This window comes from Paenibacillus sp. PCH8 (genome assembly GCF_002968835.1).
Classification (GTDB): domain Bacteria; phylum Bacillota; class Bacilli; order Paenibacillales; family Paenibacillaceae; genus Paenibacillus.
The window spans coordinates 2249700-2260486 of record NZ_PKQK01000001.1 but is presented as its reverse complement, the minus strand read 5'-3'; the positions used below and the strand labels follow the sequence as shown (position 1 = coordinate 2260486).

General features: G+C 47.9%; 13 protein-coding genes. 4 read left to right on the top strand and 9 right to left on the bottom strand.

All coding sequences use genetic code 11. The features are described 5' to 3' along the window. Positions 1 to 65: 65 nt before the first annotated feature. From thiD to C0Q44_RS09705, 6 genes are all read right to left on the bottom strand, one after another. The gene (gene thiD / locus C0Q44_RS09730; protein WP_105407050.1) at positions 66 to 878 is read right to left on the bottom strand and encodes a bifunctional hydroxymethylpyrimidine kinase/phosphomethylpyrimidine kinase; all 813 of its coding nucleotides are present in this window, start codon (positions 876 to 878) and stop codon (positions 66 to 68) included. A 105-nt stretch (positions 879 to 983) separates the two neighbouring features. Continuing rightward, entirely contained in the window at positions 984 to 1664 is a 681-nt protein-coding gene (locus C0Q44_RS09725; protein WP_181150912.1) for an ABC transporter permease, read from the bottom strand. Positions 1665 to 1680: 16 nt separating this feature from the next. Next, positions 1681 to 2604 carry an ABC transporter ATP-binding protein gene (locus C0Q44_RS09720; RefSeq protein WP_105407048.1) on the bottom strand — a complete coding sequence of 308 codons (924 nt, stop codon included), beginning with the start codon at positions 2602 to 2604 and terminating at the stop codon, positions 1681 to 1683. A gap of 125 nt (positions 2605 to 2729) precedes the next feature. Beyond that, complete coding sequence (locus C0Q44_RS09715) at positions 2730 to 3662, bottom strand: sensor histidine kinase (RefSeq protein WP_105407047.1); 933 nt, start codon at positions 3660 to 3662, stop codon at positions 2730 to 2732. Then, positions 3659 to 4375, bottom strand: a complete 717-nt coding sequence (locus C0Q44_RS09710; RefSeq protein WP_308737398.1) for a response regulator transcription factor — start codon at positions 4373 to 4375, stop codon at positions 3659 to 3661. Before C0Q44_RS09710 ends, C0Q44_RS09715 begins: the two co-directional genes overlap by 4 nt. Positions 4376 to 4526: 151 nt before the next feature. Beyond that, positions 4527 to 5378, bottom strand: coding sequence for a DegV family protein (locus tag C0Q44_RS09705; protein WP_105407046.1), 852 nt, complete (start codon positions 5376 to 5378; stop codon positions 4527 to 4529). 306 nt (positions 5379 to 5684) lie between these two features. Here C0Q44_RS09705 and C0Q44_RS09700 point away from each other — a divergent pair, with 306 nt between their 5' ends. The 4 genes from C0Q44_RS09700 to C0Q44_RS09685 all read left to right on the top strand — a co-directional run bounded on the left by C0Q44_RS09700 (position 5685) and on the right by C0Q44_RS09685 (position 9023). Then, positions 5685 to 6461 carry an ABC transporter permease gene (locus C0Q44_RS09700; RefSeq protein WP_105407045.1) on the top strand — a complete coding sequence of 259 codons (777 nt, stop codon included), beginning with the start codon at positions 5685 to 5687 and terminating at the stop codon, positions 6459 to 6461. Then, on the top strand, positions 6458 to 7258 hold the full coding sequence (locus tag C0Q44_RS09695; protein ID WP_105407044.1) for an ABC transporter permease: 801 nt from the start codon (positions 6458 to 6460) through the stop codon (positions 7256 to 7258). The genes C0Q44_RS09700 and C0Q44_RS09695 overlap by 4 nt, the downstream gene beginning before the upstream one ends. Before the next feature lie 22 nt (positions 7259 to 7280). Then, positions 7281 to 8249: an ABC transporter ATP-binding protein gene (locus C0Q44_RS09690; protein WP_105407666.1), complete on the top strand. Its 969-nt coding sequence runs from the start codon at positions 7281 to 7283 to the stop codon at positions 8247 to 8249. A gap of 96 nt (positions 8250 to 8345) precedes the next feature. Beyond that, entirely contained in the window at positions 8346 to 9023 is a 678-nt protein-coding gene (locus tag C0Q44_RS09685; RefSeq protein WP_105407043.1) for a M14 family metallopeptidase, read from the top strand. A 94-nt stretch (positions 9024 to 9117) separates the two neighbouring features. On the opposite strand, the gene C0Q44_RS09680 is transcribed toward C0Q44_RS09685, so the two are convergent. The 3 genes from C0Q44_RS09680 to C0Q44_RS09670 all read right to left on the bottom strand — a co-directional run bounded on the left by C0Q44_RS09680 (position 9118) and on the right by C0Q44_RS09670 (position 10784). After that, a complete protein-coding gene (locus tag C0Q44_RS09680; RefSeq protein ID WP_105407042.1) occupies positions 9118 to 9471 on the bottom strand; it encodes a serine hydrolase domain-containing protein in 354 nt (117 codons plus the stop codon). Further along, complete coding sequence (locus tag C0Q44_RS09675) at positions 9438 to 10169, bottom strand: serine hydrolase domain-containing protein (RefSeq protein ID WP_105407041.1); 732 nt, start codon at positions 10167 to 10169, stop codon at positions 9438 to 9440. The genes C0Q44_RS09680 and C0Q44_RS09675 overlap by 34 nt, the downstream gene beginning before the upstream one ends. A 198-nt stretch (positions 10170 to 10367) precedes the next feature. Next, on the bottom strand, positions 10368 to 10784 hold the full coding sequence (locus tag C0Q44_RS09670; RefSeq protein WP_105407040.1) for a MerR family transcriptional regulator: 417 nt from the start codon (positions 10782 to 10784) through the stop codon (positions 10368 to 10370). Positions 10785 to 10787: the final 3 nt, after the last annotated feature.

The following is a 10787-nucleotide window of genomic DNA, read 5'->3' as shown; positions in this document are numbered from 1 at the left end:
CTACTTGAATAGAACAGAAGCTTTTCTCAGGGATCATGCGCTATCGGCGCGCATTCATTTCACCCTTAACGTTGATGCTCCAGACGGTGTGCCACATGCAGTGTCGGGCCTACAAAACGATTCAGCGGGAATCCACCCGCAATCGCTTTGGTCACGAAGGCTTTGCCTTCCCGAACAGCCTCTTTCACTGTAAGACCGCGAGCCAAACCTGCGGTAATGGCCGCAGACGTGGTACAGCCCGCACCATGCGTATATCCGGAGCCGACAACATCGGCTTCAAACCATTCGTAGTTGGTTCCATCAAAGAGCAGATCCATTGCTTTACCCGGGTTAATCACACCTCTGTCCTTAATCAGAACATGTTTGGAACCGTGCGCATGAATGGCAGCTGCCGCTGCTTCCATCTGTTCTTTGGAGCGGATCGGTCCACTCTTCGCCAGTTGGGATGCTTCGAACAGGTTCGGTGTAACCAGATCAGCCCCGGGTAAAAGGAATTCGATCATAGCTTCCGTATTCTCCGGTTGCAGTACTTCATCTGTACCTTTGCAGACCATCACCGGATCGATAACGATCTGTGGTAAGCCACTGCGGCGAATGTGTTTTGCTACCAGTTCAATGATATCTACAGAACCGAGCATGCCTGTCTTCATCGCATCGAAACCAATACCGTCCAGAACGGTACGAAGCTGGGCTTCGACCACATTTAACTCCACAGGAAAGACCTGGTGATCCCATGTATCGGGCTCCATCGCTACAACCGTAGTCAACACGGTCATGCCATACACACCCAGCTCCTGAAAAGTTTTCAAATCAGCCTGAATCCCTGCGCCACCGCTCGTGTCCGAGCCAGCTATTGTTAATGTTTTTGGAATTGTCATAGTAATTGTATTCTCCTTCATGTCTCAGTTGACATTACTCTATCCCTTGTGCGAGCGGATGTCAATGGCATCTGAAGCCATACGGAGCTTGGTGTTCAGGGTGATTCAGTTCACATCTTTGGTCTCCAGACGAACCATGGAGAGCGAAGCGATCCATAGACCAATAGCTCCCAGGGTCAGAGGAATAACGATTAGCGAATGAATGGACAATTCTGATCCATTGCCGTTGAATCCGGAGCAGACAACCAACACCAGCAGCATGGAAGAGACCATAGTTGTCGTAACGGAATGCTTACGCATACCGAAGAATAGAGGAATCAGGGCCATGCCTGCCGCAGAAAGTGAACTGATCGTATATTTAACTAACAACCGCCAGGCTTCATCGATCGACAATGCCTCCGGAATGAAGGAGTAGAAATGATCTGTGGTGATCAGTATAGCTCCCATCAGCAGGTTGGAGAACATGATCATCACAAAGGTGAATATAAACACAATCATCAATTTCACTGCAATGATTTTATGCCGTTTAATCGGATACGTGAACATGACGTTCATCGTTTTATTTTTGTACTCACTGATGATCAGCTTCGATATCAAGGCTCCGGCAAATATGATAAAGGTTGCTCGGGTAAATGTATCAATTATCATGAAGGAACCTTCATAGCTGCCAAAGGGATAATCTTCTGCACCCTTATCGGCGAAGCCAATCAAGATCAGGAACAGGAGGATAGCTACATTAGCAATGCCTGCGCCTCCGATATAACCAGCGAATCGATGTTTTCTCATTTCCAGCAGCATCAGTTTAAGCAACGTCTCCATCCCCTTTCACCAAGTTCATGAAGTGTTCTTCCAGGGAGTGAGCCCGTTTGGATATGGATTCGATCTCGACGCCATGCTGGATCAGCTTGGTTGTTAATTCCGATGGAATGATTCCAGAATCATAGATGCGTAACGAATGTTCATCAACCAGCTTATAGTTGCTCAATCCAAGCTGGTGTTCAATGACATAAGTCGCTTTGCGGATATCTACTGCCTGTAGCTCAATGTATTCATTTTGACTTCCACGAATGCTCTCCATCGATACTTCCTCCACCAGGCGACCACCACGAATGACACCTACCGTGTCCGCAATCTGTTCGATCTCACCAAGGATGTGACTGGAGATCAACAGGGTGATCCGATATTCGCTACTCAGACGTTTGAACAAATCTCGCATCTCTCTAATCCCTATGGGATCCAATCCGTTGATTGGTTCATCCAGGATGAGCAATTCGGGTGTTGTAATAAGTGCCCTAGCCAGACCAAGCCTTTGCTTCATGCCTAACGAGAAGTCTTTGACAGGTTTCTTGCCCGTATCCTTCAAACCTACCATTTCCATGTTGCTCTCAATAACCTTTTTGTTGTGAAATCCCATATACTCACAGTGAAGCTCCAGATTTTCACGGGCGGACAGTCTATCATAGAAAAAGGGATATTCGATGATGCTGCCTATTCGCTTCAGCACTTCATACGAATCCGGGACCAGCTTCTCTCCGAACAGTTCGATCTCCCCTGCCGTTGGTTTGACGAGATTGGTCAACATCTTCATGATGGTCGTTTTGCCTGCTCCATTCGGACCGAGAAATCCGTAAATCTCGCCTTTTCTGACATTCATATTGACGTTCGAAACAACCTCTGCCCCTGCGTATACTTTGGTCACATCTATCGTTCGTGCGATATAAGTCATCGTTCTTGTTCTCCTTTACGCTCCCTGACGGGTTCTTATATCTGTATTGTAAAGAGAAAAGTCTGCTTTTTTATTAATCAATTCTTACAAAAACCTTACGTTTGTCGAGAAAGCCCCCATGGCTCCTACCAAGCCTTTAAAATAACGGAAAATACAGTTCGTTGATAGGGCACACTATGTACATCAATGTCTCCACCCATCCGCTCGACCAGCCGCTTCGTGATCGTCAGACCCAGGCCACTGCCCTGATAGAGGCGATTACGAGAATCCTCCAGCGTATACATACGTTCGAACACGCGGCTGTGTTCACTCTCAGGAATGCCTATGCCCTGGTCCCAGATCTGTAACGTTACCGGTCGACCCATCCGATGTTGGAGTGATAGGCCAAGCACCTTACCGTCCGCTCCATATTTCATTGCATTGGTAATCAGGTTGTCCAGTACACGGTCCAGCGCTTCTTCATTCGCTTGCACGAAGATATCACCTTCGGGTATCTCCAGATCCACGTGCAATCCCAGATTCGTCAACATTTCATAAAAGGAAAGCACCTTCAACCGGCACAATTCGCTTACATTTACCCGACTCAGAACGAGCTCCGTGTCACCGGATTCCAGCTTCGCCAGATCGAAAAAGGAATGGATCAGACGTAACACTTCCTGCGCCTTATCCTGTATTTTCTCGGTCATAGCCTTCCGTTCCTGATCGGACAATGACGGACTGTGCAACAAGGTCTCACTGTATCCGAGAACAACCGTGAGCGGAGTTTTCAGATCATGAGATATGTTGGAGAGCATATTGCGCATCTCCTTCTCCTGGTTCGCATAACCGGCCTTAGCGCGGTGCGCATAATCCAGCAGCTGGTTCATGTCTTTTAGCAACTGGCTGACTTGATCATCACTGTCGAATACGAGCAACCGTTCAAAGGTCCCTTGATTCAGAATTGCTGACATCTTGTGATGAATGTAGGACAGATGTTTGCTCCGTTTGCGGAGCCTGAGTCCCAGTACGATGACCGCAATGACCAGAATAGCTGTAGTGGTAGCCAAAATCAGCGTCATGTCTGTCCTACCTCCAATTTATACCCGATGCCCCAGAGCGTCTTGATGTATTGGGGAGCGGAGGGATCAACCTCCAGTTTCTCACGAAGGCGACGCATATGTACGTTAATGATATTTTCGTCTCCATAATAATGATCGTTCCAGACCGAAGCATAGATTTGGGCTTTGGTGAAAACTCTGCCTGGATGGGTAACAAATAACTTCAGAATGCCGAATTCCTTGGATGTCAGCCGTACAGGGGTACCTTCACGCTCCACCTCGTATGTCTCCATATCAACTACAAGTCCCCCAATATGAATACGCGTATCTTTGGCTTCTTCAGTCACAGGCCCTACGGTATAATTGGCGCGTCGAATTGCAGCTTTGATACGGGCCGTCAGCTCGATTAACGAGAACGGTTTACTCAAGTAATCGTCTGCACCGAAGCCAAGCCCAAGTGCCTTGTCCACTTCCCCATCCTTTGCTGACAGAATGAGTACAGGCACCAGACTGATGGCCCGAATGGTTTGCAGCACATCCATGCCGCTCCGATGTGGCAGCATCAGATCCAGAATAACCAGATCGTAGCCAGGCTTAGACTGGCTAAACAGATGTTCCGCCTCCAATCCGTCATATGCATATGTAACGTCGTAGCCCTCTTTTTCAAGATAAGGCCCAACCATCTCGCTAATGGAACGATCATCTTCTACAAGCAACAAGCGGTGAATGGACATTCGTCTCCCTCCAACATGAACGTTTTCCTTAATTACCTCACAGTTTGATTGAATTGGCAATGCAATACGAAAAACCTGACAGGATCGCCACTTTGACATCAAGTAGGCTTCCCGCCAGGTTAATAATGATGATGAATGAACGCTTATACGTCTACTCTCTATATCCGTTCTCGCTGCGGATCCAGCACAGTCCAATCGTTCCTGCTCCAGCATGAATACTTACCACAGGAATGAACGGCATGATCTCGGTCTTTAATCTAGGGAGCAGATCTGAAATCTGCTTTTTGATGGTGACCGCCTCTTCCTGATTGTTCGCATGCATGATACAGACATGCTTTACTTTCTCCATATCCAGCTTGAGCATATCCAGCATACGGTCTTTGGTACGCTTGAACGTGCGAATCTTCTCATTCACAACTACTTTGCCCTCTTCAAATCGGAGCAGCAGATGAATTTTCAACAGCTGACTGATAATGAGCTGCGTACCCGACACCCGACCGCTGCGGTGAAGATGCTGAAGACTGGCCGGTATGAGGTAAAAGGACATGTTATCAATCATCTGTTCAATATTGACTTTAATCTCAGAAGCCGAACATCCCTGCTTCTGCCATTCCAGTCCTTGCATAATCATCTCACGGTGAGGATAGGCTCCTGCCTTTGAATCAATTGCGGTCACCGTCACTCCTGCAATCTCTGCAGCCTGCATGGACGTATGCAGCGTTCCGCTAAGTTCAGTAGAGCAATGAATCGTAATAATCTCATCGTACTTGTCTTTCAACGACTCATATAGTTCAATGAATTCGCCAATGGGTGGCTGTGAGCTACTCGCACGCGAAGCCTCCCCCAGCTTCTCATAGAACATCTCAGATGTGATGTCCTCGGTTTCCCGGTAACATTCCTCTCCAAATACGATGCGTAACGGTACGATGTAGATATGATTTTGCTTCGCAAAAGCGGGATCCAGTGTACTTGTACTGTCGGTGACCCATGCAATCTTCTTCATGACATCCTTCTCTCTTGCCGGATTGTTCGTTCTGTATCCTCAATCGTCAGGCACAAGGCCGGCGGTTTATTTAAAATTTAAATAGTTCAGATTGTAAACGTTTGCGATCCTACCACTCAATTATAAATGAACGGACAGACGGTTGTCTTGTGGCGCAATCATGAACAACCCTATTAATTCCATTTTTCGCTAAAAAATTGTCTTGCCTGTGAAGGAATAAATTGGTATGCTGTTGTCCTTCTCTCTTTTTCGCCTTGACTGAAGTGAACGGAAAACGCCGTTCAATCCACTTATCGGAGGTGTCACATGCTTTATTTCACCCTGGCTTCCAAAGCCTATTCCCGGAATCTGCAATACCGCGGGGCACACATGGTACATAACCTGGCAAGCGCCATGTTCGGTTACATGTACGCCTGTCTCTGGATCAGCATCGGGGCCGACCACACACTTGGGGAATACGGGACACAGGGGATGATCAGTTACATTGCGTTCACGCAGTCCTCTCTCTGGATCTCGGGCTTTCTCACCAACGGACTGGGTATTCCCTTGACCGTCAGGACAGGGCAGATCGCGCTGGATCTCATGAGACCTGTTCATCTGTTCACCCACCTGATGGCACGTGAATGGGGGCAGATCGCCTACCAGTTCGTGTACAAAAGCATTCCCATCTACCTGCTCTTTTCCCTTGTTTTTTCCCTGGATTGGCCCTCAGACGTTTCAACCCTACTCTATGCCACACTTGGTCTTGCCGGCGCCGCATACTTGTCCATCTGCATGAACTACATCATTGGTGCCACGTCGATGTGGACCACGGAGTCTTCCTGGCTTCACTGGGGCAACCACGCGATGATGAATCTGCTGGCTGGTTTCTTCATTCCGCTGGAATGGCTGCCGGACTGGCTTGAACAACTTGCCTGGCTATCACCCTACCCCTTCCTGCTCTATGTACCTACCCGAATCTACCTTGGTTTCGAAGATGGCTCCTTCCTATGGGGGACCTTGCTTTGGTGCGTCTTCATGACGTTGATCTGTCTTGCGATCACCCAGGTATTACGTCGTAAAGTGGAGGTGCAGGGCGGATGAAGCAAACTTCCTGGTTCAATTTATATAAAATGCTCATTACAACAAGCATCCGCAGCCGGATGCAATACAAGTTCAATTTCATGATGGCGTCCGTACTCGCCGCATTAATTCAAATTTCCGAATTTCTGATGGTTGCCCTGGTGCTGCACCAATTCGGAGCGATCAAAGGCTGGTCCCTGCATGAGATCGGTTATCTCTTCGCCATCATGACGTTATCCAAAACTCTATACCGCACGTTCGGCAACGAGGTGCACCATCTGGAGAAGTATCTGGTCAATGGTGAACTGGACCAACTGTTAACACGCCCCATGCCCGTATTGCTGGCACTGCTGCCGCAGAACTTTCGCATTATGGCTGGGGAAGTTCTGCAAGGTGGATTCATTCTCTGCTGGTCTCTGTCAGGCATGATGCACAGCGGACAGATTGGCTGGATAGCCATTCCCTTCTCTCTGCTCATTATCCTGACCGGAGCAGTCATTCTCTTTTCCATCGGACTCGCTACGGCGACACTCGGATTCTGGACCACACGCATAGAGGAATTACAGACCATTACTGAAGATGCAGCCCGAACAGCCGCCCAATATCCGCTTACGTTATATCCCAAATGGATGTCTGGCATTCTGCTGACGGTCATCCCGGTGGGATTCGTCAATTACATCCCGTCACTCTATCTGCTGCGGGGTGAAGGCGGAGCGTGGGTTCTTGTGACCGTTGCGGCTGTTGCCGCACTGAGCTTGGCGGCAAGCCTGCGTTTCTGGACGTTCGGCTTGACCAAATATCAAAGTACAGGTAGCTAAGGAGGCGAAACGACTCATGTCCATGATTACTGCACAACATCTGCATAAGGAATTCAAGACCCCTGTTATTCGCGAAGGACGATTCTCAGGACTGCGCACATTATTTTCACGCGAGTATGTATCCAAGGAAGCGGTACGCGACATCAGTTTTGATATAGGCCAAGGTGAGTTTGTAGGATATATCGGTCCGAACGGCGCTGGCAAGTCTACCACGATCAAAATGCTAACAGGTATCCTACACCCAACCTCGGGTGAGGTACTGCTTGACGGCAAGAACCCGCATCAGGACAGACGCAGAACGGTTGGCCGACTTGGTGTCGTGTTTGGACAGCGCAGCCAGCTCTGGTGGGATCTGCCCGTGAAAGATTCATATGATATTCTGGCCGAGATGTATGGGGTCCGTGCCGAGGATAAAAAGAAACGGCTGGCCCAATTCGCCGAACTGCTGGACCTTGAATCCTTCTGGGCTACACCTGTCCGCAAGCTCTCGCTTGGACAACGCATGCGAGCGGATCTCGCAGCTTCCATGCTGCATGACCCGGAACTGCTTTTTCTCGATGAACCGACGATTGGACTGGATGTGAACGCCAAACGAAACATACGACAATTCCTGCGTACATTAAATGAAGAGTTCGGCAAAACGATTCTGTTAACCACCCATGACATGGACGATATTGAGCAGTTATGCAGCCGAGTCATGGTAATTAACCACGGTCAGCTGACGTATGACGGCACGATCTCCACCCTTAGGGAAACCATCGGACTGCCTACGTTGATTCGGGTAACCTTCCGAGAGTCCTTTCAGTTGCCAGATTCCTTACCCTCAGCGATTCATGTTACAGGCGTGGAGAACCAGGTTGTTACCGTCGAAGTTAATCGGAAGGAATGGAGTACAATGGACATTCTGAAACAGATGGAGCAGTGGGGAGAGATTGAAGATGTGGAGATGAAAGAACCGGATTTCGAAGATATCATCCACCGAGTGTACTGATTGGCCTATTTTGTAATGGAATTGGATGCGAGGCTGTTCGAATGCCGTTACAGGAAAGAGGGACATGGCGTACTGTAATAGCGGAGGTGAAGCGTCATGCTTGTGACCAAACATGTACTGGCAGCATCCAGCGCACACGCCACTCCCTATTACATCGTGCGCGGCATGATGCCCGGACCGGTGATGTTCATTACATCCGGGGTTCACGGGAACGAAACGGCGAGCATGGCCGCTGCACAAAAACTCGCAGATGACTGCGCTACGGGTCGCCGCTTCATTCAGCGAGGGTTGCTGATTATCGTGCCACGCGTGAATCAGAAAGCCTACGGTAAGAAAGTCAGGGGAAAGCCGGATCTGAACCGTATGTTCCCACGTCGTAGGTCAGGCAAGGCCAAGCATCCTTTGGCTGCAGCAGTTTTTCAACTGGCGCGCGAACATCAGGCGGGCTGGTGGCTCGATCTGCATGAAGCCAACGGGCTGTCACAGCTTAGTTCGCGAGTACTTGGGCAGACGCTGATTACTAATCCCGGCAGTCGCACCCTTCCGGTCTGCCGGAGAGTGATTCAGCGGATGAATCGATCCATTGCCATTCGTGATCGTCATTTTAACCTCAAGCAGCATGAATTGCCGGGATCTGCTCGCACAGCAGCTTCCAGACTATTGCAAGCCCGTTCCGTTACGGTTGAGACGTGCTGGAGTCTGAAGCGCGCAACCCGTATCCAATATCAGACGGAGATTGTGCACCATTTCCTGCGTGAAGCAGGCATGGCATGATTGAGATCATTAAAATAGAAATAAAAGACACCTTCAGAAGAGAGCGCCCGAGGATACACTTCGGGAGTTCACTTTGGAGGTGTCTTTTCTGCGTTTATCTCTGCATCATTGCTTCCAGTATTTTATTACCCACAGGGTCCAGCGGCATGAGTGGATATAGATCTTTTTTAGTTATAAACTTGAATATCGCATCCAGATACTCATCCACCATGGAGGCTGATCCAAAACAATAATTGGATAATAATACAACACCTATACTCTGTTCCTTATTTAAAGCCAGATAACTACTGAAACCAAATGTGCTACCGTTATGCCAGAGAATATTTTGATCTGAGATATTATCACTAAACCAGGTGTAATGATGAGTTGAATCTCCAATCATGACAGGTATGTGACTTTGTTGTATGGCAGAGGCTAGAGGATGATCTTCATTGAGATTGGCCTGCACAAATAAACACATATCGTGAAGAGATGACTTAATCGCCCCTGCCCTTCATGTACGCTCGTATCCCAGTGAGGCATTTTTTTCCCCGTTGACGTATGTCCATTCACAAATCTGCCATTCTGTTCTGCATTCAGCGTAGCAGCTGTCTCCGTCATATCTAATGGACCTGTGATATATTTTTTTACCAAATCGTCATATGTACTGCCTGATACTTTACATAGGATGTGGCCCAGTAACCCCATGCCGGTATTGGAATACTCATATGTACCCATCTGATCCGTAAAGTCAGCATCGGATAAAAAAGCAAGTAAATCTTCCTCCGTATACGTTGAAAATGGATTGTATCGATTTTTCGAGGACAGGTTGGTGGCAAGTCTGGGTAATCCAGAGGTATGCGTAGCAAGACTTTTCAAGGTAACCTTATTCAAATAATCGTTTTTACCATTGTGTATGTACTTGCCAACCGTGTCATCCGTGGAAAGCAGCTGTTGGCGTTCCATTTCTAATAGAAGGATAGATGTAAAAAGCTTGGTTACAGAGCCGATTTCGAACAATCTGTGTTCAGGAGGAACCGTACTCTTTTTTTGGGGATTGCCGAATGAATGATATTCGCTATCGCCCTTCGTAATCATGCCAATCTCAAGATGCAGATGTTTCTTTCCTTTAGTGTAATCGGATACAAAACGTTGTAAATCCCTCATAGAAAATGTTACTCCTTTTTTGGTGTGAATTTCATTGTTGGAATATTGAAATCATGTTAACCACTCTGTTTTGGCAAACTATACTATGTATTCGTTTTAAACTTCCTTTTCCCTGTTCGATAGTCGACGCCTGTTTTCTCTTAAACAGGAAAAGAGCCGTGATAACGGCTCTGAGACTCTTTCCCTATTCAACTGATTTTACGGGTTAATCTCATACGGCTCTTTCTTTTTCACCCTGAACGACTGAATATAGTTGTGGATATCGTCTTCTGGCGTCTTGAGCAATCTGGCCAGATGGATCTGCATCTGTTCCAAGTTATCGATATGCTCCTGAATCTCCTTAATGCGGTCACGGACGAGTGTCTTTAACGTATCACTCTCCATGTCCTCCTGGCTTAGCAGTTGGAGGGTCTCTTGTATTTCCTTTAAGGAGTAACCCAGCGACTGGGCATCCTTAATGAATTTAATTTTCACCAGATAATCCTCAGTGTACACCCGGTATCCATTGGATGACCGACGGGGAGCAGGCAGAATCCCACTGTCCTCATAATAACGAAGGGTCGCCATACTTACGCCGGTGCGCTTCGCTAGCTCTCCTCTTGTCATGGTTTCCATCGA